Origin of the sequence: Kitasatospora sp. NPDC101447 (assembly GCF_044767225.1) — a bacterium.
Taxonomy (GTDB): domain Bacteria; phylum Actinomycetota; class Actinomycetes; order Streptomycetales; family Streptomycetaceae; genus Kitasatospora.
In genome coordinates this window covers 1-24,674 of the sequence record NZ_JBIWNL010000059.1, presented here as the reverse complement: position 1 = coordinate 24,674, position 24,674 = coordinate 1, and the positions used below count along the sequence as shown (strand labels likewise).

At 72.4% G+C, this 24,674-nt stretch carries 21 protein-coding genes; 16 read left to right on the top strand and 5 right to left on the bottom strand.

The window, feature by feature from the left end; translation table 11 throughout:
* Positions 1-140: 140 nt before the first annotated feature.
* The 6 genes from ACIRST_RS40770 (at position 141) to mshC (ending at position 5,937) form a co-directional block, all read left to right on the top strand.
* Entirely contained in the window at positions 141-833 is a 693-nt protein-coding gene (locus tag ACIRST_RS40770; RefSeq protein WP_402809512.1) for a histidine phosphatase family protein, read from the top strand.
* Between the two features lie 219 nt (positions 834-1,052).
* On the top strand, positions 1,053-1,625 hold the full coding sequence (locus ACIRST_RS40765; protein ID WP_350523863.1) for a DUF3090 family protein: 573 nt from the start codon (positions 1,053-1,055) through the stop codon (positions 1,623-1,625).
* A gap of 44 nt (positions 1,626-1,669) precedes the next feature.
* Complete coding sequence (locus ACIRST_RS40760; protein ID WP_350523882.1) at positions 1,670-2,467, top strand: SCO1664 family protein; 798 nt, start codon at positions 1,670-1,672, stop codon at positions 2,465-2,467.
* Between the two features lie 134 nt (positions 2,468-2,601).
* The gene (locus ACIRST_RS40755) at positions 2,602-3,531 is read left to right on the top strand and encodes an AraC family transcriptional regulator (RefSeq protein ID WP_402809509.1); all 930 of its coding nucleotides are present in this window, start codon (positions 2,602-2,604) and stop codon (positions 3,529-3,531) included.
* 122 nt (positions 3,532-3,653) lie between these two features.
* On the top strand, positions 3,654-4,490 hold the full coding sequence (locus ACIRST_RS40750; protein WP_402809506.1) for a carbohydrate-binding protein: 837 nt from the start codon (positions 3,654-3,656) through the stop codon (positions 4,488-4,490).
* A gap of 217 nt (positions 4,491-4,707) precedes the next feature.
* The gene (mshC, locus tag ACIRST_RS40745) at positions 4,708-5,937 is read left to right on the top strand and encodes a cysteine--1-D-myo-inosityl 2-amino-2-deoxy-alpha-D-glucopyranoside ligase (protein WP_402809503.1); all 1,230 of its coding nucleotides are present in this window, start codon (positions 4,708-4,710) and stop codon (positions 5,935-5,937) included.
* 82 nt (positions 5,938-6,019) lie between these two features.
* Here mshC and ACIRST_RS40740 read toward each other — a convergent pair whose 3' ends face one another.
* A complete protein-coding gene (locus ACIRST_RS40740; protein ID WP_350523859.1) occupies positions 6,020-6,973 on the bottom strand; it encodes a PAC2 family protein in 954 nt (317 codons plus the stop codon).
* 355 nt (positions 6,974-7,328) lie between these two features.
* On the opposite strand from ACIRST_RS40740, the gene ACIRST_RS40735 reads away from it, so the two are divergent.
* Positions 7,329-7,850 carry an SRPBCC domain-containing protein gene (locus ACIRST_RS40735; RefSeq protein ID WP_402809500.1) on the top strand — a complete coding sequence of 174 codons (522 nt, stop codon included), beginning with the start codon at positions 7,329-7,331 and terminating at the stop codon, positions 7,848-7,850.
* A gap of 81 nt (positions 7,851-7,931) precedes the next feature.
* On the opposite strand, the gene ACIRST_RS40730 is transcribed toward ACIRST_RS40735, so the two are convergent.
* Complete coding sequence (locus ACIRST_RS40730; protein WP_402809498.1) at positions 7,932-9,023, bottom strand: hypothetical protein; 1,092 nt, start codon at positions 9,021-9,023, stop codon at positions 7,932-7,934.
* Positions 9,024-9,165: 142 nt separating this feature from the next.
* Here ACIRST_RS40730 and metH point away from each other — a divergent pair, with 142 nt between their 5' ends.
* From metH to ACIRST_RS40715, 3 genes are all read left to right on the top strand, one after another.
* Positions 9,166-12,678 (top strand): methionine synthase, encoded by a 3,513-nt coding sequence (gene metH / locus ACIRST_RS40725; RefSeq protein WP_402809495.1) that lies wholly within the window; start codon positions 9,166-9,168, stop codon positions 12,676-12,678.
* Positions 12,679-12,818: 140 nt separating this feature from the next.
* On the top strand, positions 12,819-13,523 hold the full coding sequence (locus ACIRST_RS40720) for an HAD family phosphatase (protein WP_350523856.1): 705 nt from the start codon (positions 12,819-12,821) through the stop codon (positions 13,521-13,523).
* A 257-nt stretch (positions 13,524-13,780) separates the two neighbouring features.
* On the top strand, positions 13,781-15,379 hold the full coding sequence (locus tag ACIRST_RS40715) for an ABC transporter substrate-binding protein (protein ID WP_402809490.1): 1,599 nt from the start codon (positions 13,781-13,783) through the stop codon (positions 15,377-15,379).
* A 114-nt stretch (positions 15,380-15,493) separates the two neighbouring features.
* On the opposite strand, the gene ACIRST_RS40710 is transcribed toward ACIRST_RS40715, so the two are convergent.
* Together ACIRST_RS40710 and ACIRST_RS40705 are read right to left on the bottom strand one after the other, a co-directional pair.
* Positions 15,494-16,165 carry a response regulator transcription factor gene (locus ACIRST_RS40710; protein WP_350523854.1) on the bottom strand — a complete coding sequence of 224 codons (672 nt, stop codon included), beginning with the start codon at positions 16,163-16,165 and terminating at the stop codon, positions 15,494-15,496.
* Complete coding sequence (locus tag ACIRST_RS40705) at positions 16,165-17,073, bottom strand: RecB family exonuclease (protein ID WP_402809487.1); 909 nt, start codon at positions 17,071-17,073, stop codon at positions 16,165-16,167. Before ACIRST_RS40705 ends, ACIRST_RS40710 begins: the two co-directional genes overlap by 1 nt.
* Before the next feature lie 162 nt (positions 17,074-17,235).
* Between ACIRST_RS40705 and ACIRST_RS40700 the strand changes: the two genes are divergently transcribed.
* The 3 genes from ACIRST_RS40700 to ACIRST_RS40690 all read left to right on the top strand — a co-directional run bounded on the left by ACIRST_RS40700 (position 17,236) and on the right by ACIRST_RS40690 (position 20,242).
* Positions 17,236-18,453 (top strand): site-2 protease family protein, encoded by a 1,218-nt coding sequence (locus ACIRST_RS40700; RefSeq protein ID WP_402809526.1) that lies wholly within the window; start codon positions 17,236-17,238, stop codon positions 18,451-18,453.
* A 57-nt stretch (positions 18,454-18,510) separates the two neighbouring features.
* Positions 18,511-19,470, top strand: a complete 960-nt coding sequence (locus tag ACIRST_RS40695; RefSeq protein ID WP_402809486.1) for a tRNA (adenine-N1)-methyltransferase — start codon at positions 18,511-18,513, stop codon at positions 19,468-19,470.
* Positions 19,471-19,630: 160 nt separating this feature from the next.
* Positions 19,631-20,242 (top strand): hypothetical protein, encoded by a 612-nt coding sequence (locus ACIRST_RS40690; protein ID WP_350523850.1) that lies wholly within the window; start codon positions 19,631-19,633, stop codon positions 20,240-20,242.
* A gap of 13 nt (positions 20,243-20,255) precedes the next feature.
* On the opposite strand, the gene ACIRST_RS40685 is transcribed toward ACIRST_RS40690, so the two are convergent.
* A complete protein-coding gene (locus ACIRST_RS40685; RefSeq protein ID WP_350523849.1) occupies positions 20,256-20,561 on the bottom strand; it encodes a ferredoxin in 306 nt (101 codons plus the stop codon).
* 285 nt (positions 20,562-20,846) lie between these two features.
* Here ACIRST_RS40685 and arc point away from each other — a divergent pair, with 285 nt between their 5' ends.
* The 3 genes from arc to ACIRST_RS40670 all read left to right on the top strand — a co-directional run.
* Positions 20,847-22,613: a proteasome ATPase gene (arc, locus tag ACIRST_RS40680; protein WP_350523848.1), complete on the top strand. Its 1,767-nt coding sequence runs from the start codon at positions 20,847-20,849 to the stop codon at positions 22,611-22,613.
* 232 nt (positions 22,614-22,845) lie between these two features.
* On the top strand, positions 22,846-24,357 hold the full coding sequence (gene dop / locus ACIRST_RS40675; RefSeq protein ID WP_350523847.1) for a depupylase/deamidase Dop: 1,512 nt from the start codon (positions 22,846-22,848) through the stop codon (positions 24,355-24,357).
* A 184-nt stretch (positions 24,358-24,541) separates the two neighbouring features.
* A partial coding sequence (locus ACIRST_RS40670; protein ID WP_396553441.1) for a ubiquitin-like protein Pup occupies positions 24,542-24,674 on the top strand: 133 nt, incomplete at its 3' end.

Below are 24,674 nucleotides of genomic sequence, written 5' to 3'. Positions count from 1 at the left end.
CGGGCAGGATCCCGGGGCCGGTCCGGCAAGCATCCCGGGGCGGGGCGCCACCGTGCGGGCCCGCCGGAGCCGGGGCCGGGCGGGTAACCGGACGGTAACCGGCCCCCACGGCCGGGCCCGGAGGCCGTAGGCTGAACCCCATGCCCACCCTGCTGCTCGTCCGTCACGGCCGCTCCACCGCGAACACCGCCGGGATCCTGGCCGGTTGGACCCCCGGCGTGGATCTCGACGACACCGGGCGCGCGCAGGCCGCCGCACTGGCCGACCGGCTGGCCGGCATCCCGCTGGCCCAGGCCGTCAGCAGCCCGCTGGAGCGCTGTCGGCAGACCCTGGAGCCGCTGCTGGCCGCCCGGCCCGAGCTGGGCGCGCCGGCCACGGACGAGCGGCTGGGCGAGTGCCACTACGGGGAGTGGACCGGCCGTCCGCTGGCCGAGCTGGCCAAGGAGCCCCTCTGGCGCACCGTCCAGGACCACGCCGCCGCCGCGGCCTTCCCCGGCGGGGAGTCGCTGCGCGAGCTGAGCCACCGTACGGTGAGCGCGGTCCGCGAGTGGAACGGGAAGATCGCCGCCGAGCACGGCGACGACGCGGTCTGGATCGCCTGTTCGCACGGTGACGTGATCAAGGCGGTGGTGGCCGACGCGCTCGGCCTGCACCTGGACCACTTCCAGCGGGTCAGCGTCGAGCCCTGCTCGGTCACCGCGATCCGCTACACCCCGCAGCGCCCCTTCGTGCTGAGGATGGGTGACACCGGCGACCTCGCCTCGCTGGCGCCGAGGACCGGCCCGGCACCGGCCGCCCCGGCCGGCGACGCGGTGGTCGGCGGCACCGCCTGAGCCCCGCCGCCCGCGGCGGTACGGGTGCGCCGGTCCACGGCGCAAGCCCGCGGCACCCGTCCGGGCGGCACCGCCAGGGCCCGCGCGTGCCACACCGCCCGCGGCCGTCGGCTCCGCTCCCCGGCCGGAGCCCGAAGGTCGTAGGGTGACATACGAGTCCGAACACCCGCGATCCCCCACGGCGGATCCGCGCCGACCGACACGATCCGGAGCGAGAGCGTGACCCGTCAGGTCTTCTTCTACGACCAGCCCGAACGGTTCGTGGCCGGCACCGTCGGCCAGCCCGGCGCCAGGGCGTTCTACCTGCAGGCCAGCGCCCGGGGCCGGATCACCAGCGTGCTGCTGGAGAAGACCCAGGTCGCGGCGCTCGCCGAGCGCATCGAGGAGGTCCTGGACGAGGCACTGCGGCGCAGCGGCGGCGACGCCTCCATCCCGGCCGCCGCCCCGAAGGACCTGCTCGACACCGCCCCGCTCGACCTGCCGCTGGAGCAGGAGTTCCGGGTCGGCACGATGGCCCTGGCCTGGGACAGCGTGGACAGCTGCCTGGTGGTCGAGGCGCAGGCGCTGGTGGAGGAGGAAGAAGAGGAGGAGGACGCCGCGGCCGCGGTGTTCACCGACGACGACACCGGCCCGGACATGCTGCGGGTGCGGCTGACCGGCGCGATGGCCCGGGTGTTCGCCAAGCGCGCGCTGGACCTGGTCGCGGCCGGCCGCAAGCCCTGCCCGTTCTGCAACCTGCCGCTCGACCCGGAGGGCCACCTGTGCCCGCGCGCGAACGGCTACCGGCGCTGAACACCGACACCCCGCCGCAGGCGGACCCGGCGGCCGCCGCCGCGCTGGCCGCCGACGTGCCCACCGCCCTCGCGCTGCTGCGCCAGGGCGAGCTGACCGTGCACGGCCGGCTCACCGAGGCCTCCAACGCCGCGCTGTACTGCACGGTCGCGCACGGCTCGCTGAGCGCGCAGGCCGTCTACAAGCCGGTGGCCGGCGAGCGCCCGCTCTGGGACTTCCCGGACGGCACGCTGGCCGGCCGCGAGGTCGCCGCGTACGAGCTGTCCGCCGCGACCGGCTGGGCGCTGATCCCGCCCACGGTGCTGCGCGACGGCCCGCACGGGCCCGGCATGGTGCAGCTGTGGGTCGAGCCGGATCCCGGGGCCGAGCCGCTGCTCGCGCTGCAGGACCCGCGCGGCCCGGAGGAGGGCTGGCTGCCGATCGTCCGGGCCGAGGTCGAGGGCGGGCGCACCGCGCTGCTGGTGCACCACGACGACCGGCGGCTGCGCCGGCTCGCCGTGCTGGACGCGGTGCTCAACAACGCCGACCGCAAGGGCGGTCACCTGATCCCGGCCGCCGACGGCCGGGTGTACGGCATCGACCACGGCGTCACCTTCAACACCGAGGGCAAGCTGCGCACCCTGCTCTGGGGCTGGGCGGGGGACCCGCTGCCCGTCGAGGCGCTGGAGGTGCTGACCCGGCTGGCCGAGCTGCTGGACGGTGAGCTCGCCGAGCGCCTCGCCCCGCACCTGACGGGGGCGGAGCTGGACGCGACCCGGGCCCGGGTGGCCGAACTGCGCGGCTCCGGCCGCCATCCGCTGCCGTCGGAGGACTGGCCCGCGATCCCCTGGCCCCCGGTGTAGCCGGCCCCCTGGCGCGCCAGGCCCGCCCGGCTTCCCGTGCGCCCGCCTGGCCCCGGGGGTGCGGTCCCCGCGGGTTCGGCGGTCCCGGACGGATGGTCTGGACCTGTCCCCGGAACAGGTCGCACACTGCTCCGATGGACGCGCGACGGACCACCCCCACCCCCCGCAGCACGCCGGACCTGCCGTTGCACCGCCTGCAGGTCCCGCTGCCCCAGCTGCTCCCCTTCGCCATCGGCAGCTTCGACACGATCGGCCCGCTCTCCCGGGCGGGCTTCCCCCACCGGCACTCGTTCCACGAGATCGTCCACGTCACCGGCGGGCGCGGCGCCCACGTCCTGGACCTCGTCCACCGGCCGCTGGCGCCCCCGCAGTTGTGCGTGATCACCCCAGGCCAGGTGCACTACTGGGCGGACACCGAGGAACTCACCGGCCGGGTCCTGCTGTTCAACGAGGACTTCCTGCTCGGCCACCCGCAGGACCTCGCCGCCCTGCGGGCCCTGGCCACCCGCCCCACCCTCGCGCTCGGCGCGCACGCCGACACGATCGGCGCCCTGTTCGCCGACATGGAGCACGAGTACCTGACCGGGGCGCCCGGCTACCAGGGCGTGCTGCGGGCCAGTCTGCACATCCTGATCGTCCGGGCGCTGCGCGCCTGCGCCCCGGCCGACCGCCCCAGGCTGCCCGGCCGGCCCGCCGAAGTGGCCGCCGCCTTCACCCGGTTGATCGCCGAGCCGGGCGGGGTGCGGCGCTCGGTGGTTTCCACGGCCCAGGAACTCGGCGTCTCCCCGGGGCACTTGCAGACCCTGGTGAAGCAGGCCACCGGCCGGACCCCGGGCGGGCTGATCCGCCACCAGCAGACCCTGGAGGCCAAACGGCTGCTCGCCTGCACGGATCTGACGATACGTCAGGTGGCCAGGGAGGCGGGTTTCGCGGACCCGGCGTACTTCTGCCGCTTCTTCCGCCGGGAGACCGGGATGACGCCGGGGGAGTTCCGGTCCCGGGTCGACGGAAATCACCACGATCCCCGGATCACGTCCATCGCGGCCGCGCCGGACGGCCCGTAACTTTGCTGCTGGCCACCGGTGGCCGGCCCGGTGTGTGCGGGCGGGCGACCGGCCCGGTCCTTGTCATGCCCCCACCATGGCAAGGGCCGCCCCCACCCCCGCCCCACGACAGGGAGACGGCGATGAGCGTGCCCGACGGCATGATCAGCCGCAAGACCGTACTGAAGGCCGCCGCCGCGCTCGGGGCCGCCCCGCTGCTGATCGGCGGCGGGGTCGCACTGGCCCGCGAGCAGGTCGGCACCGGCCGGACCCCGGAGCTCACCCCCGACTGCCACGACGGCGACGACCCCACGATCGAACAGACCGAGGGCCCCTACTTCAAGCCCGACTCCCCGCTGCGCAGCTCGATGGTCAACGACGGCCCCGGCACCCGGCTGGTCGTCAGCGGCTACGTCTTCGGCCTCGCCTGCCGGCCCGTCCCCGGCGTGCTGCTGGACTTCTGGCAGGCCGACGACAACGGCGCGTACGACAACGTCGGCTACACCTTCCGCGGCCACCAGTTCACCGACGCCAACGGCGCGTACCGGCTGGACACCATCGTGCCCGGCCTCTACCCGGGCCGGACCCGGCACCTCCACGTCAAGCTCCAGGCCCCCGCCCGCCCGGTCGTCACCACCCAGCTGTACTTCCCGGGCGAGCCGCGCAACAGCACCGACACCATCTACGACGCCCGGCTGCTGATGAACGTCCGGCAGAACGGCAACGTCCGCGAGGGCAGCTACGACTTCGTGCTGAACGTGCCGCAGGCCCCCGGCACGCCGAGTCCGACGCCCACGTCCACCGCCACCCCCACCGGCACGCCCACCACGCCGCCGGGCGGCAGCTGGGCGCCGGGCGCCTCCTACCGCGCGGGCGACCGCGTCACCTACTCCGGCGTCTCCTACGTCTGCCTCCAGGCGCACACCGCCATGGTCGGCTGGGAACCGCCGAACGTACCGGCCCTCTGGCAGCGGTCGTAGCGGCTCCGGCCGCGTTCCCCGGGGAGCCGGGCGCCCGGTCGGCGGCAGGGCCGGCCGGGCGCTCACCCGTGCCGGGAGCGGGTCGGGGGGCTCCGGAAGCGGTCGAGAGCCCGTGCACTACCAGTCGAGAACCGGTCAGGCAACGGCATGAAGCGAAACCAGTCGATCTTGCGCACTGGTTAGGCTTTCAAATGTTCGCAAGGTTAAAGTTGTTTCCATGCATGCCTGGCCCGCCTCCGAGGTTCCCGCCCTGCCTGGTCAGGGTCACCCCCTCCGCATCCACGACACCGCAGCGGGTACGGTCCGAGAGGTCGTGCCGCAGGACGGCACCGCCCGGATCTACGTCTGCGGCATCACCCCCTACGACGCGACCCACATGGGCCACGCCGCCACCTACAACGCGTTCGACCTGGTGCAGCGCGTCTGGAAGGACGCCGGCCACGACGTCCTGTACATCCAGAACGTGACCGACGTGGACGACCCGCTGCTGCAGCGCGCGGTCGAGACCGGCCAGGACTGGGTGGCCCTGGCCGAGCGCGAGACCGCGCTGTTCCGCGAGGACATGACCGCGCTCCGCCTGCTCCCGCCGGCCCACTACATCGGCGCCGTCGAGTCCATCCCGTGGATCGTCCCGATCGTCCAGAAGCTGCTGGCCTCCGGCGCCGCGTACGAGGTCGACGGCGACATCTACTTCTCGGTCGACGCCGACCCGCACTTCGGCGAGGTCTCCGGCCTCACCCGCGAGGCCATGCGCCCGGTCTTCGCCGAGCGCGGCGGCGACCCGGACCGCCCCGGCAAGCGCAACCCGCTGGACGCCCTGCTCTGGATGGCCGCCCGCCCCGGCGAGCCCGCCTGGGACACCGAGCTCGGCCACGGCCGCCCCGGCTGGCACATCGAGTGCGTCGCCATCGCGCTGCAGTACCTCGGCATGTCCTTCGACATCCAGGGCGGCGGCAGCGACCTCTCCTTCCCGCACCACGAGATGGGCGCCTCGCACGCCCAGGTCGCCACCGGCACCCACCCGTACGCCAAGGCGTACGTGCACGCCGGCATGGTCGCGCTGGACGGCCAGAAGATGTCCAAGTCCCGCGGCAACCTGGTCTTCGTCTCGGCGCTGCGCCGTGAGGGCGTCGACCCGGCGGCGATCCGCCTGGCGCTGCTCTCGCACCACTACCGCGCCGACTGGGAGTGGACCAAGGGCGTCCTGGACGAGGCCGTCGAGCGCCTCGCCCGCTGGCGCGCCGCGGTCTCCCGGCCGGACGGCCCGGCGGCCGAGCAGCTGCTCGCCGAGGTCCGCGCGGCCCTCGCGAACGACCTGGACGCGCCCGCCGCGCTGGCCGCGGTCGACCGCTGGGCCGAGCAGCAGGAGGCCGAGGGCGGCAGCGACATCGGCGCGCCCGGCCTGGTGACCCGCACCGTGGACGCCCTGCTCGGCGTCGCCTTGTAGTACGGCACCGCAAGAATTCCGCACCACACGCCGGAGGGGCGTCAGGACGTTCGGTCCTGACGCCCCTCCGGCGTTGCGGTGACTACTCCTCCTCGGAGCCGTCCTGGCTCTCCCGGGCCGGGCCCGGCGCCTCCGGCTCGGCGGGCCGCTCCGCGGTGGCGTGCCCGGACACCGGCTTCTCGCCGGTCGGCCCGACGTTCTCGCGGCGGCGCAGGTAGCGCTCGAACTCGCGGGCGATGGCGTCCCCGGAGGCCTCCGGCAGCTCCGCGGTGTCCTGCGCCTCCTCCAGCTGCTGGACGTACTCGGAGACCTCGCTGTCCTCGGCGGCCAGCTGGTCCACGCCCAGCTGCCAGGCCCGGGCGTCCTCGCCGAGCTCGCCCGGCGGGATGCGCAGGTCCAGCAGGTCCTCCAGCTTGTTGATCAGGGCCAGCGTGGCCTTGGGGTTCGGCGGCTGCGAGACGTAGTGCGGCACCGCCGCCCAGAGCGTCACGGCCGGGACCCCGGCGTGCGTGCAGGCCTCCTGGAGCACGCCGACGATGCCGGTCGGACCCTCGTAGCGGCTCTCCTCCAGGTCCAGCCGACGGGCCAGATCCGGGTCGGAGGTGACCCCGCTGACCGGCACCGGGCGGCTGTGCGGGGTGTCACCGAGCAGCGCGCCCAGGATCACCACCAGCTCGACGCCCAGCTCGTGCGCGAAGCCCAGCAGCTCGTTGCAGAACGAGCGCCAGCGCATGCTCGGCTCGATGCCGCGGACCAGTACGACGTCCCGGGTCGTCGGCTCCGTCACCCGGATCACCGAGAGCCGGGTGGTCGGCCAGGTGATCCGGCGGATGCCGCCGTCCATCCAGACGGTGGGCCGGTTGACCTGGAAGTCGTAGTAGTCCTCCGCGTCCAGGGCGGCGAACACCTTGCCGCCCCATGTCTCGTCCAGGTGCGCCAGGGCCGCGGACGCGGCGTCGCCCGCGTCGTTCCAGCCCTCGAAGGCGCAGACCATCACCGGGTCGATCAACTCGGGAACATCTTCCAACTCGATCACCCAGCGTCTCCCTCCGGTCGGCGGCGGAGTCGGCACCGCCCCGGCTGGTCTGCCGGGGCGCCGACGGGCCGGCTGCCGACTGTCGAACCTCTCGTCTCCCATGGAACGCCTCGCCCCATGGTCCCTACCTGCCCAGCCTACGGGCTTTGATGCGCACCGCGGCCGGGCACCGGGACAGTCTGGGGGAGCCGGCCGCCCCGATCCAGCGGATATCGGCACCCCGCGGGCTGACGGACCGTCAGGCGCGGGCGGGCGCGGACCGGGCCCGCCCGGTGGCGCAGCGCGACGGGCGTGCCGCGGCGGCCCGGCGGCGCGATGATGAACAGGCGGGGACCGGGCGGAAGGGGCCGGACCGATGAACCGATGGCTGTGGATCGGCGCGGGCGCGGGCGCCGCCGCGCTGGCGGGCGCCGTGCTGCTGGCGGCGGACCGGGCCGGCCGCCGACTGCCGGTGGAGCACGTCACCGAGGGCGGACTCGAACTCTCCCAGTCGCCCGGCGCGGTCTGGGACGTGCTCACCGACATCGACCTCTACCCGGCCTGGCGTCCGGGCCTCACCCACGTCGAGCGGCTGCCCGCCGCGGCCGGCGGCCGGGTGCGCTGGCGCGAGTACGACCGGCACGGGCACACCACGTACGAGGTGGTGGCCAGCGAGGCCCCGCACCGCCTGGTCACCGGCATCGCCGACCCGGACCTGCCGTACGGCGGCACCTGGACGTACGTGCTCACCCCGGCGGGGCCGGGCTGCTCGCTGACCGTGACCGAGCGCGGCGAGGTCCGCCTGCCGCTGTACCGGGCCGTCTCGCACTACGTGACCGGCGAGGACGCGACCGTGCACCGCTACCTGGGCGCGCTGGCCCACCGGCTCGCCCCCTGAGCCGGGGCCGCCGCCGGGTGCGCCGACCCGGGGCGGGCCGCCGCCGGGTGCGCCGACCCGGGCGGGCCGACGCCGGGCGGGCTAGACGTTCACCCAGCCGCGCCGGTACGCCGCCCAGTTCTCGGGCGTCGAGGCGAAGTCGACGTAGAGCGCGACCCCGAAGTTCGGCCGCCGCAGGTCCTGCCGGCCCAGGCCCAGCCGGACGCCGCGGACGGCCGCGTCGACGGTCTCGGCGCGGCCCCAGTGGCCCCACTTGTCGTCCCAGTAGAACGGCAGGCCGATCAGCAGGTCCACGTCGGCCGGGGTGGCCTGCAGGGCGAGTTCGGTCTGCTGGGCGACGTAGCCGCCGTAGAGCGGCTCGGTCGGCATCGAGGTGTCGTAGGTCATCACGGCGATCTGGTCGACCCGGCGGGCGGTCGCGGCGAAGTACGCCTGGTCCCACCACTTGCCGTGGTCGGTGAGCAGGATCCCGGCCGTGTGCAGGTCCGGGACCGGGTCGATCTGCGGGGCCGCCACCGAGAGCTTCGCGCCGCGCGCCGCGGTGACCGGGCGGACCTGGTCGAGCAGGGCCAGCCAGCCGGCCGAACCGGGGCGGATCGGCTCCATGTCGAAGTGCACGCCGTCGAAGCCGAGGTCCAGCACCTGGCCGGCGGAGGCGGTGACCCGGTCCCGGGTCGCGGCGTCCTCCAGGTCCATGGCGTCCTTCTCCGGCTTGACCTCGTCACCCAGCCAGCCCTGCAGCCGCACGCCGGGCAGCGCCCGGTGCACGGCGTCGGTGAACCAGCGGGCCTGCGGGTGGACGGCGGGCGGCAGCGAGCCGTCGTGCTCCAGCGGGCCGGTGTGCACGTACAGGTCGCGAATGCCGGTCCCGGCAAGTTGCCGCGCGAGGGCCTCGACGTCGGCCTCGCTCTTGCGGCCGTCCACCCAGGCGTGGCCGAGCCAGACCGCGTCCCGCCCCCGGGTGCGGGCTTCGGGGGCCGGGTCACCCGCATAGTGCAGTCGGATGGAGATGAACAACGAGCCCAGCGCGGCGACCGGCACGGCCACCACCAGCGCCAGGACCAGCAGGGCCCGGCGCCACCGGGACCACCGTCGCCAGCGGTCGCGCAGCGCCCGGAACGGGGCCGCCAGGGCCTTGCCGGTTTGCCGCAGCACCGTCCTGATCTTCGTCACGCGGTTGCTCCCCCCTTGCGGTCGAGCGCTCAGGATACGAAACGGGTCGGCGCGCCGACCGGTCGGCCGGATACGCTGGCCACGTGCGTCCCCGAGCAAGCGGGGGTGCAAAGCCGACAGCCGTCGCACAGGGAGAAGCCCCATGGCCACTGCAGCCGATCCGTCCATCACTCAGCAGAGCCGCGCGAACGCGCTGCGTGAAGCGCTCGCCACCCGGGTGGTGGTCGCCGATGGTGCGATGGGCACCATGCTCCAGGCGCAGGACCCGACGCTGGAGGACTTCCAGAACCTCGAAGGCTGCAACGAGGTCCTCAACATCACCCGGCCCGACATCGTCCGCTCCGTCCACGAGGCCTACTTCGGCGTGGGCGTGGACTGCGTGGAGACGAACACCTTCGGCGCCAACTTCTCCGCGCTCGGCGAGTACGACATCCCCGAGCGGATCTTCGAGCTGTCCGAGGCCGGTGCCCGGATCGCCCGCGAGAGCGCCGACGCGCACAGCGCCGCCGACGGCCGCGTCCGCTGGGTGCTCGGCTCGATCGGCCCCGGCACCAAGCTGCCGACCCTCGGCCACGCCCCGTACGGGACGCTGCGCGACGGCTTCCAGCAGAACGCGGCCGGGCTGATCGCCGGCGGCGCCGACGCGCTGCTGGTCGAGACCAGCCAGGACCTGCTGCAGACCAAGGCCGCCATCCTGGGCTCCAAGCGCGCCCTGGCCGAGGCCGGGCTGGACCTGCCGGTGCTGGTGCAGGTGACGGTGGAGACCACCGGCACCATGCTGCTCGGCTCCGAGATCGGCGCCGCGCTCACCGCGCTGGAGCCGCTCGGCGTGGACTACATCGGCCTCAACTGCGCCACCGGCCCGGCCGAGATGAGCGAGCACCTGCGCTACCTGGCCAAGAACGCCCGGATCGGCCTGTCCTGCATGCCGAACGCGGGCCTGCCGGTGCTCGGCAAGGACGGCGCCCACTACCCGCTCTCCCCGGCCGAACTGGCCGACGCGCACGACGTGTTCACCCGCGAGTACGGCCTCTCGCTGGTCGGCGGCTGCTGCGGCACCACGCCCGAGCACCTGCGCGCCGTGGTCGAGCGCGTCCAGGGCCGCGAGATCGCCGTGCGCGAGCCGCAGCCCGACCCGTCGGCCGCCTCGCTGTACCAGGCGGTGCCGTTCCGCCAGGACACCTCGTACCTCGCGATCGGCGAGCGCACCAACGCCAACGGCTCGAAGAAGTTCCGCGAGTCGATGCTGGCCGGCGACTGGCAGGCCTGCGTGGAGATCGCCCGCGACCAGATCCGCGACGGCTCCCACCTGCTGGACCTCTGCGTGGACTACGTCGGCCGCGACGGCGTCGCCGACATGAAGGAGATCGCGGGCCGCCTGGCCACCGCCTCCACCCTGCCGATCGTGCTGGACTCCACCGAGCCGGACGTGCTGCGGGCCGGCCTGGAGGCCCTGGGCGGCCGCGCGGTGCTCAACTCGGTGAACTACGAGGACGGCAACGCCCCCGACTCCCGCTTCGGCCGGATCGCCTCGCTGGCCCGCGAGCACGGCGCCGGCCTGATCGCGCTGACCATCGACGAGGAGGGCCAGGCCCGCACCGCCGACCTCAAGGTGGAGATCGCCGAGCGGCTGATCACCGAACTCACCACCGACTACGGCATCGACGAGGGCTCGATCCTGGTCGACTGCCTCACCTTCACCCTGGCCACCGGCCAGGAGGAGTCCCGCCGGGACGGCATCGAGACCATCGAGGCGATCCGCGAGCTCAAGCGCCGCCACCCGAAGGTGCAGACCACGCTCGGCCTGTCGAACATCTCCTTCGGCCTCAACCCGGCCGCCCGCGTGGTGCTCAACTCGGTCTTCCTGCACGAGTGCGTGGAGGCCGGCCTGGACTCGGCGATCGTGCACGCCTCCAAGATCCTGCCGATCTCCCGGATCCCCGAGGACCAGCGCGAGGCCGCCCTCGACCTCGTCTACGACCGCCGCCGGGACGGCTACGACCCGCTGAAGCGTCTGCTGGAGCTGTTCGAGGGCGTCTCCGCGGCCTCGGTCAAGGCCTCCAAGGCCGAGGAGCTGGCCGCGCTCCCGCTGGACGAGCGCCTGCAGCGCCGGATCATCGACGGCGAGCGCAACGGCCTGGAGGCCGACCTGGACGAGGCGCTGGCCGGACGTCCGGCGCTGGAGATCATCAACGACACCCTGCTGGCCGGCATGAAGGTGGTCGGCGAGCTCTTCGGCTCCGGCCAGATGCAGCTGCCGTTCGTGCTCCAGTCCGCCGAGGTGATGAAGACCGCGGTGGCCCACCTGGAGCCGCACATGGAGAAGTCCGACAGCGAGGGCAAGGGCACCATCGTGCTGGCCACCGTCAAGGGCGACGTCCACGACATCGGCAAGAACCTGGTCGACATCATCCTGTCCAACAACGGCTACAACGTCGTCAACCTGGGCATCAAGCAGCCGGTCTCGGCGATCCTGGACGCCGCGCAGGAGCACAAGGCGGACGTGATCGGCATGTCCGGCCTGCTGGTGAAGTCCACCGTGATCATGAAGGAGAACCTGGAGGAGCTCAACCAGCGCAAGCTGGCCTCCAGTTACCCGGTGATCCTCGGCGGCGCCGCGCTCACCCGCGCCTACGTCGAGCAGGACCTGCACGAGATCTACGAGGGCGAGGTCCGCTACGCCCGGGACGCCTTCGAGGGCCTGCGGCTGATGGACGCGCTGATCGCGGTCAAGCGCGGCGTGCCGGGCGCGGTCCTGCCGGAGCTCAAGCAGCGCCGGCACGCCCGGGTCGAGGTGGAGGAGCCGGAGCCGGAGGTCAACCTCGGCCAGATCCGCTCCGACGTCGCCGTCGACAACACCGTGCCCACCCCGCCGTTCTGGGGCGACCGGATCGTCAAGGGCATCCCGTTCGCCGACTACGCCTCCTGGCTGGACGAGGACGCGCTGTTCAAGGGCCAGTGGGGCCTGAAGGCCGCGCGCAACGGCGACGGCCCGTCCTACGAGGAGCTGGTGGAGACCGAGGGCCGGCCGCGGCTGCGGGCCTGGCTGGACCGGCTGCAGACCGAGGGCTGGCTGGAGGCGGCCGTGGTCTACGGCTACTACCCGGCGAACTCCAAGGGCGACGACCTGATCGTCTTCCACGAGGACGGCACCGAGCGCACCCGCTTCACCTTCCCGCGCCAGCGCCGCGGCCGCCGGCTCTGCCTGGCCGACTTCTTCCGCCCGGAGGAGTCCGGGGCGCGGGACGTGGTCGGCCTGCAGGTGGTCACCATGGGCAACCGGATCTCGGAGGCGGCCAACGAGCTGTTCGCCGGGAACTCCTACCGGGACTACCTGGAGCTGCACGGCCTCTCGGTGCAGCTGGCCGAGGCGCTGGCCGAGTTCTGGCACGCCCGGGTCCGCTACGAGCTGGGCTTCTCCGGCGAGGACCCGCAGGACGTCAAGGACATGTTCGCGCTCAAGTACCGGGGCGCCCGGTTCTCGCTGGGCTACGGGGCCTGCCCCGAGCTGGAGGACCGCGCCAAGATCGCCGACCTGCTGAAGCCCGAGCGGATCGGCGTGGTGCTCTCCGAGGAGTTCCAGCTGCACCCGGAGCAGTCCACCGACGCGATCGTGATCCACCACCCGGAGGCGAAGTACTTCAACGCCCGGTAATCCGTACGTTCCGCTCCGTTCGCGCTTTCCGGACGAAGCGGGCGTATCCTTGATGATCCTGAACGGGCCGGTCCGCTCACCAGCGGGCCGGCCTGTGCCATCCCCGGGCGCGTTCCGGGGCCTGCCGGAAGGAACCCGCCATGACCACCAGCCCCACCGCCACCCGTGTCCTCGACCACGGGGACGACCGCGGCCTGCAGGCGGTGCTGCTGGACATGGACGGCACGCTGGTGGACACCGAGGACTTCTGGTGGCAGGCCGAGGTCTCGCTCTTCGCCGAGCTGGGCCACGAGCTGGACGAGGCGGACCGCGCCCACGTGGTCGGCGGACCGATGACCCGGGTGATGGACTACCTGGTCGCCCGGACCGGGGTGGACATCGCCCCGGCCGACCTGGGCGTGCTGGTCAACCAGCGCTTCGTGGACCTGCTGGGCGGGGGAGTACCGCTCATGCCGGGCGCCGAGCGCCTGCTCAACACCCTTGCCGCGCACGGGATCCCGGCTGCGATGGTGTCCGCCTCGCACCGGCACGTGATCGACATCGTGCTGCGCTCGCTGGGCGCCCACCACTTCGCCTTCACCATCGGCGGGGACGAGGTGCCGCGCACCAAGCCGTTCCCGGACCCGTACCTGGAGGCGGCCCGCCGGCTGGGCGCGGAGCCGGCCCGCTGCGTGGTGGTCGAGGACACCCCGACCGGGGTGAGCGCGGGAGAGGCGGCCGGCTGCCCGGTGATCGCGGTGCCCTCGGTGGCGGCGATCGAGCCGGCGCCCGGCCGGCTGGTGCTGCCCTCGCTGGAACAGGTCGACCTCGACCTGCTGCGCTCGCTGGTCGCCTCGCGGGTCTGAGCGGTGCGGCCCGAGGGCGGCCACCTCGGGTGTGATTGTCATCTCATTGCGACCTGGCCCTACCGGCCGGTACGTGGCTCGACGCCGCTCCGACCCGGGGGGATCGGGGGAGAAATCGGGCATTGACTGACATCTCGTCGGGCGCGCGGTGATGCCCTGAACGGCCGTGTCCCAAACGTCATCTGCGCGGGTATCGGTCGTGCGTGTTCGATATGGCACGCTACTCGGGTTTCGTGCCACCGATAAGGACGCGCCCAGTGAAGACTTCAGCTGAACGCCTCGCAGTACTCGGCTGTGCCGGTCTCGTCGCCGTGACGGTGGCCGGCTGCGGATCGGTGACCGACGCCGTGAAGGGGGACAGCGGCAAGTCGATCACCATGGGCACCGCCCAGCTGACCGGCACGCTGGACCCGGCGACCTCCTACGACTCCGGCTCGTGGCTGGTCCTGCGCAACACCTTCCAGTCGCTGCTCACCTTCCCGGCCGCCGCCAGCTCGCCGACCCCGGACGCCGCGCAGTCGTGCGAGTTCACCGGCGGCGAGGCCACCGAGTACCACTGCACCCTGCGGCCCGGGCTGAAGTTCTCGAACGGCCACCCGCTGACCGCCGCGGACGTGGTCTTCTCGATCGAGCGCACCCGGAAGATCAACGACCAGAACGGCCCGGTCTCCCTGCTCTCCTCGATCAAGTCCGTCGAGGCCAAGGGCGACAACGAGGTGCTGTTCCACCTCTCCGCTCCCGACGCCACCCTGCCGGCCAAGCTGGCCACCCCGGCCGGAGCCATCGTGGACCACCAGGTCTACCCGGCCGACAAGGCGCTGGCCAACGACAAGCAGGTCGGCTCCGGCCCGTACCGCATCGACTCGGTCGACGCCGACGGCAAGCAGGTCGGCAAGGTCGTGCTGTCCGCCAACGACAAGTACGGCGGCGACGCCAAGCTGCGGAACAGCAAGTTCACCGTCCGGTACTTCGACAAGGCGGAGGACCTGAAGGCCGCGCTGGACAAGGGCGACGTCGACCTCACCGACAACAGCCTGGAGCCGAACACCGCGGCCCAGATCCGCTCCGACCAGCAGGGCGGCAAGACCGACCTGCAGGTGACCGAGGGCGACAGCAACGACACCCGCTCGCTGGTCTTCAACACCAAGGACGCGGTCGGCGGCAACGTCGCGATCCGCCAGGCCGCCGCGCAGCTGATGGACCGCAAGGCGCTCGCCCGCGACGTCTTCGCCCGGACCGTCCAGCCGCTGTACGCGATGGTCCCGGCCGGTGTCACCGGCCACAACACCGCGTTCTTCGACCGCTACGGCGACCAGGACGCGACCAAGGCCAAGAAGATCCTCACCGACGCCAAGGTCCAGACCCCGGTCAAGCTGACCATCACCTGGTCCCGCTCGCGGGCCGGCAGCAACGAGGCCGACACGCTGAAGAAGCAGCTGGAGGCCGGCGGCCTCTTCCAGGTCACCGTCCAGCAGGAGCCGGACTGGGAGGCCTTCAAGAAGGGCTGGGCCGACGGCAAGTACCAGGCCTACGTCATCGGTTGGTTCGCCGACTACCCGGACCCGGACAACTACATCTCCCCGCTGCTGGTCAACGGCGGTGCCTACCACCACGGTTGGGACGACCCGCGGATCAGCGGCAAGCTGGTGCCGGACGGCCTCAAGCAGGCCGACCGCAGCGCCGCCGCCGCCGGCTACGGGCAGATCCAGCAGATCGAGGCCGAGAGCGTGCCGCTGATCCCGCTGTACCAGAACAAGTCCTTCTACGCGGCCCGTTCGTACGTCACCGGCGTCGAGTCCACCGTCGACACCACCGGCTTCTTCCGCTTCTGGGAGATCAGCCGCACCGCCAAGTAGCGCCTGCAGGACGGCGGCCCGTCCGCTCCTCCGTCACCGGGGGAGCGGACGGGCCGCCGTCACGTCTGCGCGCGCCCGTACGGGGCCGCGCGCCCGTACGGGGCCGCGGGCCCGCTACAGGGTGCCCGGGCGCACCAGCCCGCTCTCGTAGGCGTACACCGCCGCCTGCACCCGGTCGCGCAGCTGGAGCTTGGTCAGCACGTGGCCGACGTGGGTCTTCACCGTGGTCTCGCTGACGAACAGCTCGGCCGCGATCTCGGCGTTCGACAGCCCGCGCGCCACCAGCTTCAGCACCTCCAGCTCCCGCTCGGTCAGCGCACTGAGCGCCTGCGGCGGCGCCTCGTCGCCCGAGGGCAGCTTGGTGGCGTACATGTCCAGCAGCCGCCGGGTGATGCTCGGCGCCAGCATCGCCGCGCCGTCCGCGACCACCCGGATCGCCTGCACCAGCTCCTCGGCCGGGACGTCCTTCAGCAGGAAGCCGCTGGCGCCCGCGCGCAGCGCCTCCACCACGTACTCGTCCAGGTCGAAGGTGGTCAGCACCAGCACCTTGGCCGGGCCGTCCCGCCCCGGGCCGGCGATCCGGCGGGTCGCCTCGACGCCGTCCATCCGCGGCATCCGGATGTCCATCAGCACCACGTCGGGCTGCAGCGCCCGCACCTGGTCCAGCGCCTGCTGACCGTCGCCGGCCTCACCGACCACCACCAGGTCGGACTCGGCCTCCAGGATCATCCGGAAACCGGTGCGCAGCAGCGGCTGGTCGTCGACCAGCAGCACTCGGATCGTCACTAGGACTCCTTGGTCATCAGATCCCCCGTGGGATCGTCTTCATCAGACGTACGGGCCAGCGGCAGGGGGTACGGCGGCGGAGTACCGCCGAACTCCGGGCAGCTGGCCTGGTGGTCGCACCAGTCGCAGAGGCGGTTGCGGGTGGCCGGGAAGTCCCCGGTGGCCACGGCCAGGGCGATCCGCTCCCACAGCGCCTTCAGCTTGCGCTCCACCGCGAGCAGATCGGCCTCGTCCGGGTCGTAGCTGACCACGTCCCCGCCGCCGCCGAGGTAGACCAGCTGGAGGCGCTTGGGGATCACGCCCTTCCACCGCCACACCACCAGCGCGTAGAACTTCATCTGGAACATCGCCTTGCCCTCGAAGTCCCGCGAGGGCGCCCGGCCGGTCTTGTAGTCCACCAGCCGGACCTCGCCGGTCGGGGCGACGTCCACCCGGTCGATGTAGCCGCGCAGCAGCAGCCCCGAGTCCAGGGCCGTCTCCACGTACAGCTCCCGCTCCACCGGGTGCAGCCGGGTCGGGTCCTCCAGCCGGAACCACTGGCCGACCAGCTTCTCGGCGTCCGCCAGCCAGCGGGTGAGCGCCGCGCCGTCCGGGTCGTCCGGGAACAACGACCCCAGCTCCGGCCGTTCACCGAGCAGCCGCTCCCACTGCGGGCGCAGCAGGCCCAGCGCCCGTTCCGGCGTGCGCTCGGCCGCCGGACTGTCGAACAGCCGCTCCAGCACCGCGTGCACCAGCGTGCCCCTGGTGGCCGCGGCGCTCGGCGGCTCGGGCAGCCGGTCGATCACCCGCAGCCGGTACAGCAGGGGACAGGTGAGGAAGTCCCCCGCCCGGGACGGGGACAGGCCGGTCGGCGGCGCCGCCCGGCGCTCCGCGGCCCCGGCGGCGCTGGTGGTGTCGGTCTGCTGCATGGCTACGACCCTATTGCCCTTCGCTGTCATCCCGCTGCCACCGGGCTGCCACCGGGGGCCCCGGAACGGGTATGAAGGCACCAGGAGGGGCGCGCGGCACCGGAGTGCCACGATCACGTAGCGTGGGCGCACCGGGGCACGACGGGGGCGACGACCGAAGGGATCACGGTGAGCGACAACAGGGGGCAACAGACCTCCGACCAGCCACCGCAGGACGACCGAGGGCGCCCGGCCGGGCAGCCGCCGGAGCGCCGCGGCGGCCTCCTGATGGGCCGGCCCTTCGGCGTGCCGGTCTACGTCACCCCCTCCTGGTTCGTCATCGCCGCGCTGATCACCTGGGTCTTCGGCGGACAGCTGAACGACGTGCTGCCCGACCTCGGCGGCACCCGCTACCTGGTCGCGTTCTCCTTCGCCGTCGCCTTCTACGCCTCCGTCCTGGTGCACGAACTCGCCCACACCGTGGTCGCGCTGCGCTACCGGCTCGGTGTGCGGCGGATCCAGCTGCAGTTCTTCGGCGGCGTCTCCGAGATCGAGAACGAGGCCACCACGCCCTGGCGCGAGTTCTGGCTGGCCTTCGTCGGCCCGCTGCTGTCGCTGGTGCTCGGCGGCCTGTTCTACCTCGGGGTGCGGGCCGTCGAGCTGTCCACCGTGCCCGGCGTGCTGCTCACCGGCCTGATGGTCTCCAACTTCGTGGTCGCCGCCTTCAACCTGCTGCCCGGGCTGCCGCTGGACGGCGGACGGATGCTGCGCGCCGTCGTCTGGGCGGTCACCGGCAGGCCGATGACCGGCACGGTGGCCGCCGCCTGGGTCGGCCGGGCGCTGGCGATCGTCGTGCTGTTCGGCCTGCCCCTGGTCAGCGCCGCCCGCGGGGTCGAGCGCACCACCACCGACACCCTGGTCGACGCGGTGCTGGCCGCCGTCCTGGCCGCGATCATCTGGAACGGCGCCACCGGCAGCGTGCGCAACGCCCGGCTCAAGGAGGCGCTGCCCGGCCTGCGGCTGCGCGACCTCGCCCGCCGGGCCGTCGAGGTCACCGCCGACACCCCGCTCGGCGAGGCGATGCGCCGCGCCCGCGAGGCCCAGGCCGGCGCGGTGGTCGTGGTGGACGGCCGGGGCGAGCCGATCGCCATCGTGCGCGAGTCGGCCGTCCGGGCCGTGCCCGAGCACCGGCGCCCCTGGGTGGCCGTCGGCCCGCTCTCCCGCGACCTCGAACCCGGGCTGCGGCTGGACGCCGACCTGCGCGGCGAGGACCTGCTGAGGGCCGTCCAGGCCACCCCGGCGGGCGAGTACCTGGTGGTCGAGCCGGACGGCCGGGTGTACGGCGTCGCCACGCTCAGCGACATCGAGCAGCGCCTGACCGCGGCCGTCGCCGGCCGGTGACGGCCGCGACCGGGCCCTGGTGAGGCGGGGCGGCCCGCTTCCCTTAGGATTGTCCGCATGTCCGAACCGACCGGTGCCGCCCGCCGACGCGGGCCCTTCCAGGTCGGGGACCAGGTCCAGCTGACCGACCCCAAGGGTCGCCACTACACGTTCACGCTCCAGGCCGGGAACCAGTTCCACACCCACAAGGGTGCGTTCCCGCACGACGAGCTGATCGGCGCTCCCGAGGGCACGGTCGTGCGTACCACGGGGAACGTCCCGTACCTCGCGCTGCGCCCCCTGCTCCCCGACTACGTCCTGTCCATGCCGCGCGGCGCCGCCGTGATCTACCCCAAGGACGCGGGTCAGATCCTGGCGATGGCCGACATCTTCGCGGGTGCCCGCGTGGTCGAGGCCGGCGTCGGCTCGGGCGCGCTCAGCATGTACCTGCTGCGCGCCGTCGGCGAACAAGGCATGCTGGCCTCCTACGAGCGCCGGCAGGACTTCGCCGACATCGCCCAGGGCAACGTCGAGCGCTACTTCGGCGGGCCGCACCCGGCGTGGAAGCTCACCGTCGGCGACCTCCAGGACAACCTGGTCGAGTCCGACGTCGACCGCGTGATCCTCGACATGCTCGCCCCCTGGGAGTGCCTGGACGTCGCCTCCAAGGCGCTCGTCCCCGGCGGCCTCATCTGCTGCTACGTGGCCACCACCACGCAGATGTCCAAGACCGTCGAGGCGCTGCGCGAGCACGGCACCTTCACCGAGCCGCAGGCCTGGGAGACCATGGTCCGCACCTGGCACCTGGAGGGCCTGGCCGTCCGCCCGGACCACCGGATGATCGGCCACACCGGCTTCCTGCTCACCGCCCGCCGCCTGGCGGACGGCGTCGAGCCGCCGCTGCGCCGCCGCCGTCCGGCCAAGGGCGCGTACGGCGAGGACTACGACAACGGTTCGCCCGAGCCGACCCTGCAGGAGCGCGCCGCCGCCCGCAAGGCCGCCCGCACGACCGACGGCGACCAGCCCGACCTGGGCTGAGCCCGCACACCACGGAGGGGTGGCACGAGCGATCTCGTGCCACCCCTCCCGTCGTGCCGGCGCGCGCCCGGCTCCCCGCCCGCAGGTCCCCGGGCACCGTGTGGGACGATGCTCGCGCACGCAGACAGACCAGCTCCTGGAGCTCTGGAGGGGACGCCTGGTGGAGACCGCGGTCGGGACGACGGCGACGGCCGGACAGCAGACACCGCAGGGCCGCACCCGGCCCGGGCACGTGCGCACCGCCCCCTGGCACTGGGCCCTGGCCCTGGCCGGCTGCGGCGCGGTGGTGGGCGCCGCCCTCGCCGCGTCCCCGGCGACCGGCACCCCGGTGCCCGTCCACGGCACCCCCGAGGCCCTCGCCGCGAGCGCCGCCCCCGACCCGGCCAAGGCCCAACTCCCGATCGACTGCGGCCCGTTCCCGGTCGCGACGGTGCTCAGCGTGCCCGCCCGGCTGGCCGACGGCCGCCCCGGCACCGTGGTCGCCGCGCACTGCGCCGCCGAGAACGGCACCCCGCCGGACGCCGTCTTCCTGCTCGGCTACGGCCCCGGCGACCGCCCCGCGGTGCTGGCCACCCTGCTCACCGAGCGCGAGAACCTGACCGTGAGCCGGCTCGCGGTGCGCTCCGACGGCGCCATCACCGGCCACGCGCAGGGGTATTCGAGCGAGGACGTACCGCGCTTCCGGCCCGACATCTCACTGGACCTCACCTGGACGCCGAAGGGCGGCGGCTGGGAACGCTCCCAGACCACCGCCCCGGTCGGCCAGGCCTGACGGGCCCGCGCGGCTACTCCGCGTCCGGCCCGTACACCTCGACCCGGTCCGCGGCCCGGCGCACGTGGATGCACTCGCCGGGGCAGTCCTTCACCGAGTCCACCACGTCCTGAAGGAGCGTCAGCGGCACCGGGACGGTCTCCCCGGGCTGCTGGCGCAGCTCGTCGTCCGGCCCCTTCACGTAGGCGAGGCCGTCGATGTCGAGCTCGAAGACCTCCGGTGCGTACTGGACGCAGATCCCGTCGCCGGTGCACAGGTCCTGGTCGATCCACACCTCCAGCTCTCCGGTCGCCGCGGCCGTCTGCTCGGTCACCGACATGGTCCCCTGCCGTTTCTGTCCCGGGTCGCCCATTTCTGGGTGCAATCCCGCCATTCGTACAACGATCGGACCTCGGGTAGTGGTCGCGATCGGATATCACTTCGCTCGACGATACATCTGGCCCGCTTTGGGTGGTGCGCGGTGGGTATCCCCCTTAGCAGAGGGGAAGCACGCTGGGGCGAAGATCGGACACGCCCGTTCCATCTTTCTTGATCTAGGGGTTTACGGACCCCTGGTCCCAGGTAGGGTCTGGAAGCGTCCAGCTCCCCGGAGGAGGTGAGGACCGTGGCAGCCCACGATGACGACTACAACCGCAGCACCGGCAGGCCCGCTCGTGGTTCCGACGAGGCCGCTCAGGTCTCGTACCTTGAGCAGGAAATCGCCGTGCTGCGCCGCAAGCTCGCCGACTCGCCGCGCAATTCGAGAATCCTCGAAGAGCGGATCGTCGAGCTCCAGACCAACCTGGCCGGCGTGACCGCCCAGAACGAACGGCTCGCCTCCACCCTGCGAGAGGCCCGCGACCAGATCGTGGCCCTCAAGGAGGAAGTGGACCGGCTGGCACAGCCCCCGGCCGGTTTCGGCACCTTCCTCGAAGCCAACGAGGACGGCACCGCGGACATCTTCACCGGTGGGCGGAAGCTCCGCGTGAACGTCAGCCCCAACGTCGCCCTCGACGAGCTGCGGCGCGGCCAGGAAGTGATGCTCAACGAGGCCCTCAACATCGTGGACGCGATGGCCTTCGAGCGCATCGGCGAGATCGTCACCCTCAAGGAGGTCCTGGAGGACGGCGAACGCGCCCTGGTTCTCGGCCACACCGACGAGGAGCGGGTGGTGCGCCTCGCCGAACCGCTGCGCGAGCTCACCATCCGGGCGGGAGACGCCCTGCTGCTGGAACCGCGTTCCGGCTACGTGTACGAGGTCGTGCCGAAGGCCGAGGTCGAGGAGCTGGTCCTCGAAGAGGTCCCGGACATCGACTACCGCCAGATCGGCGGCCTGAGCAACCAGATCGAGCTGATCCGCGACGCGGTCGAGCTGCCGTACCTGCACGCCGACCTCTTCAAGGAGTACGAGCTGCGCCCGCCCAAGGGCGTGCTGCTGTACGGCCCGCCCGGCTGCGGCAAGACGCTGATCGCCAAGGCCGTCGCCAACTCGCTGGCCAAGAAGGTCGCCGAGGTCACCGGCCGCCCGCAGGGGAAGAGCTACTTCCTCAACATCAAGGGCCCCGAGCTGCTCAACAAGTACGTGGGCGAGACCGAGCGGCAGATCCGCCTGGTCTTCCAGCGGGCCCGGGAGAAGGCGGGCGAGGGCACCCCGGTCATCGTCTTCTTCGACGAGATGGAGTCGCTCTTCCGCACCCGCGGCTCCGGCGTCAGCTCGGACGTGGAGAACACCATCGTCCCCCAGCTGCTCGCCGAGATCGACGGCGTGGAGGGCCTGGAGAACGTCATCGTCATCGGCGCCTCGAACCGCGAGGACATGATCGACCCGGCGATCCTGCGGCCCGGCCGCCTGGACGTCAAGATCAAGATCGAGCGCCCGGACGCCGAGGCCGCGAAGGACATCTTCTCCAAGTACCTCAAGGACTCGCTGCCGTTCCACCCGGACGACCTCAAGGAGCACGACGGCTCCGTCGAGGCCACGGTGGCCGCGATGATCCAGTCGGTGGTGGAGCGGATGTACTCCGAGACCGAGGAGAACCGCTTCCTGGAGGTCACCTACGCCAACGGTGACAAGGAGGTCCTGTACTTCAAGGACTTCAACTCCGGTGCGATGATCCAGAACATCGTCGACCGCGCGAAGAAGATGGCCATCAAGGACTTCCTCGACCACGGGCAGCGGGGCCTGCGCGTCTCCCACCTGCTCGCCGCCTGCGTGGACGAGTTCAAGGAGAACGAGGACCTCCCGAACACCACCAACCCGGACGACTGGGCCCGCATCTCCGGCAAGAAGGGCGAGCGGATCGTCTTCATCCGCACGCTGGTCACCGGCAAGCAGGGCGCCGAGTCCGGCCGCTCCATCGACACTGTCGCCAACACGGGGCAGTACCTGTAGGGAAGCACGCGGTTACCCGGGCCCGAAGCGGTCCCCGGAGCTGTACGCACACCGTCCGGCTGTGGCGCCTCGCGGCCCCGCAGCCGGACGGCGCGTCTCGGGGCCCGCCGGTCGGCGCCGGGTTCTAGGCTCGACCCACCGTCCGCGGGCAGATGGCCGGCGCCGGTGTTGTTCAGCGGTACGTCAGCGTGTTCCGCCCGCCGGGGGCGGCGCACCGGGCAAGGAGGGCCGCATGACCGTACGGCGCGTGATGGGCATCGAGACCGAGTACGGGATCTCCGTGCCCGGGCACCCCAACGCCAACGCCATGCTCACCTCGTCCCAGATCGTCAACGCCTACGCGGCGGCGATGCACCGGGCACGGCGGGCCCGCTGGGACTTCGAGGAGGAGAATCCGCTGCGCGACGCGCGGGGCTTCGACCTGGCGCGCGAGGTGGCGGACGCCAGCCAGCTGACCGACGAGGACATCGGCCTCGCCAACGTCATCCTCACCAACGGGGCCCGGTTCTACGTGGACCACGCGCACCCCGAGTACAGCTCGCCCGAGGTGACCAACCCGCGCGACGCCGTGCTGTGGGACAAGGCCGGCGAACGGATCATGGCGGCCGCCGCACAACGCGCGCTGGAGCTGCCCAACGGGCAGAACATCCACCTGTACAAGAACAACACCGACAACAAGGGCGCCTCCTACGGCACCCACGAGAACTACCTGATGAAGCGGGCGACGCCGTTCGCCGACATCGTGCGCCACCTCACCCCGTTCTTCGTCTCCCGCCAGGTGGTCACCGGCGCCGGCCGGGTCGGCATCGGCCAGGACGGCTCGGCGCACGGCTTCCAGATCAGCCAGCGCGCGGACTACTTCGAGGTCGAGGTCGGCCTGGAGACCACGCTCAAGCGGCCGATCATCAACACCCGGGACGAACCGCACGCCGACGCCGAGAAGTACCGGCGGCTGCACGTGATCATCGGGGACGCCAACCTCTCCGAGATCTCCACCTACCTCAAGCTGGGCACCACCTCGCTGGTCCTGTCGATGATCGAGGACTCCTTCATCGCCTCCGACCTCGCGGTCGACCAGCCGGTGCGCACCCTGCACCGGGTCTCCCACGACCCGACGCTCAAGCACCTGATCACCCTGCGCAACGGGCGCAAGCTCACCGCCGTCCAGCTCCAGCTGGAGTACTTCGAGCTGGCCCGCAAGTACGTCGAGGACCGCTTCGGGACGGACGCGGACGAGCAGACGGTGGACGTGCTGGCCCGCTGGGAGGACGTCCTGGGCCGGCTGGAACGCGACCCGATGTCGCTGTCCAGGCAGCTGGACTGGATCGCCAAGCGGGAGATCCTGGAGGGCTACCGCAGCCGGGACGCCCTGGAGTGGTCGAACCCGCGGCTACAGCTGGTCGACCTCCAGTACAGCGACGTGCGGGCCGAGAAGGGCCTCTACAACCGCCTGGTGGCCCGCGGGCGCTTCGAGCGGCTGCTGACCGAGGACGAGGTCGAGCGGGCCGTCTCCAAGCCCCCGGAGGACACCAGGGCCTACTTCCGCGGGCGCTGCCTGGAGCAGTACGCGGACCACGTCGCCGCGGCCTCCTGGGACTCGGTGATCTTCGACCTGCCGGGCCGGGACTCGCTTCAGCGCGTGCCCACGCTGGAGCCGCTGCGGGGCACCCGCAACCACGTCAAGGAGCTGCTGGACCGCTGCCGCACGGCGGAGGACCTGCTCCGGGTGCTGTCCGGCGGGTAACTTTTCGATCACCACGGGTGAACGTCCGCCGAATGGGAATCATCCGGGGTGGCAGCGGGTGTTGGACAGGAAGCGCCACCGGCAAACCGGGAGCGGCAGTCGCACCTTGTGTATAGGGTCGGTGCCAACCGGCAACGACCCAACCGACCAAACCGTGCCAGACGAATCGAGCGGGGTGAGGGAAATGGCGAGCAAGGACACCGGCGGCGGCCAGCAGCGGGCAAACCGCTCCTCCGAGGAGGTCGAGGAGCAGGCCGCGGAAACGCAGAATTCCGACGACCTCAAGGAACGCCAGGAAAAGCTGAGCGACGACGTCG

Coding starts and splice junctions, on each gene's coding strand:
- metH (WP_402809495.1), top strand. CDS start 9,166: ATGGCCACTGCAGCCGATCCGTCCATCACTCAGCAGAGCCGCGCGAAC.
- ACIRST_RS40685 (WP_350523849.1), bottom strand. CDS start 20,561: ATGTCGGTGACCGAGCAGACGGCCGCGGCGACCGGAGAGCTGGAGGTG.
- ACIRST_RS40735 (WP_402809500.1), top strand. CDS start 7,329: ATGAACCGATGGCTGTGGATCGGCGCGGGCGCGGGCGCCGCCGCGCTG.
- dop (WP_350523847.1), top strand. CDS start 22,846: ATGACCGTACGGCGCGTGATGGGCATCGAGACCGAGTACGGGATCTCC.
- ACIRST_RS40720 (WP_350523856.1), top strand. CDS start 12,819: ATGACCACCAGCCCCACCGCCACCCGTGTCCTCGACCACGGGGACGAC.
- ACIRST_RS40750 (WP_402809506.1), top strand. CDS start 3,654: ATGAGCGTGCCCGACGGCATGATCAGCCGCAAGACCGTACTGAAGGCC.
- ACIRST_RS40770 (WP_402809512.1), top strand. CDS start 141: ATGCCCACCCTGCTGCTCGTCCGTCACGGCCGCTCCACCGCGAACACC.
- mshC (WP_402809503.1), top strand. CDS start 4,708: ATGCATGCCTGGCCCGCCTCCGAGGTTCCCGCCCTGCCTGGTCAGGGT.
- ACIRST_RS40755 (WP_402809509.1), top strand. CDS start 2,602: ATGGACGCGCGACGGACCACCCCCACCCCCCGCAGCACGCCGGACCTG.
- ACIRST_RS40705 (WP_402809487.1), bottom strand. CDS start 17,073: ATGCAGCAGACCGACACCACCAGCGCCGCCGGGGCCGCGGAGCGCCGG.
- ACIRST_RS40695 (WP_402809486.1), top strand. CDS start 18,511: ATGTCCGAACCGACCGGTGCCGCCCGCCGACGCGGGCCCTTCCAGGTC.